This is a genomic window from Cupriavidus basilensis (genome assembly GCF_029335485.1).
Taxonomy (GTDB): domain Bacteria; phylum Pseudomonadota; class Gammaproteobacteria; order Burkholderiales; family Burkholderiaceae; genus Cupriavidus; species Cupriavidus basilensis_E.
The window spans coordinates 1-1,260 of record NZ_JARJLM010000341.1; the positions used below are offsets into that span (position 1 = coordinate 1).

General features: G+C 71.6%; 1 protein-coding gene. It reads right to left on the minus strand.

Annotated elements, in window-relative coordinates; genetic code table 11:
- The coding region (locus P3W85_RS20030) for a ClcB-like voltage-gated chloride channel protein (RefSeq protein ID WP_276266088.1) at positions 1-1,260 on the minus strand (1,260 nt) is incomplete at both ends.

The window sequence follows — 1,260 nt, forward strand, 5'->3', positions numbered from 1 at the left end:
CTGCGTGCGCTCGGCCACCACGCTGTACAGCGACAGGGTCTGGCAGCGCGAGGCCGTGTAGTAGGCCGCCGCCGCGCCGATCATGCCGGGCAGCAGCAATGCCGGCGCCAGCGTCATCTCGAACACCATCAGCACCGACATCAGCGGCGCCTGGCTGGTGGCGGCCAGGAACGCGCACATGCCCACCAGCGGCAGCAGCGGCGCGCCGCTGCCGCCCGGCACGGCCGGCGCCAGCAACTGTCCCAGCGCGGCGCCGATGAACAGGGAGGGCGTGAACACACCGCCCACCGCGCCCGAACCCATGCTGAGCACGGTGGCCAGCAGCTTGGCCAGCAGCACGCCCACCAGCGGCACGCTCAGCGGATGCGCCATCAGGATCGACTGGATGGTGTAGTAACCGTTGCCAACCACTTCCGGCACCCAGACCGCCAGCACGCCGACCAGGGTGCCGCCCAGCGCCAGGCGCGGCACCAGGCCGCCCGGCAGGCGGGCAAAGGCGCCCTTGGCCAGGCTCGAGGCGCGCATGAAGAGCGCGCCCGCCACGCCGGCCAGCACGCCCAGCAAGACGGCGGCCAGCAGCATCGGCGGGTGCAGCAGGTCGGACGGCACGGTCAGGCCGGGGTAGAGCGGCTGCAGGCCGCCGTGCAGCTGGCTGACCACGGTGCCCGCCACCGATGCCAGGAACAGCGGCATCAGCCGCTGCACCGCCACTGCGCCGAACACCACTTCGGCCACGAACACGGCGGCCGACAGCGGCGTGTGATAGACCGAGGCCAGCCCGGCCGCGGCCGCGCAGGCGGTGAGCATGCGGCGCAGATTGGTGTCGCCATCGGGCCCCGCGCCGGCGCGCGCCGACGGGAATACCGATCCGCACAGCGCCGCCAGCTGGATCATCGCGCCTTCCTTGCCGACCGAGCTGCCGGTGACGATGGAGCAGAACGAGGACAGCGCGCGCAGCAGGGTGATGCGTACCGGCAGCCGCCCGGTGCCGCTGGCGACCGCTTCCATATAGTCGGAAACCCCGGGCTTGGCCGCGTTCAGCCGGGCCGCGGCGGTCAGCAGCAGGCCGGCGATCATGCCGCCGAGCGTCGGGATCACCACCCGCCATGCCAGCGCCAGTCCCGCGAAGACGGTGACGATGTCCGCATGCGTGCCAAACATCACATAGCCGCTGGCGTCCAGTGCTTCCTTGAACAGCGTGGTGACGATGGCGGCGGCGATCCCTACCGGGATGGCCGTAAAGAGGGTGACTTCCTGGTC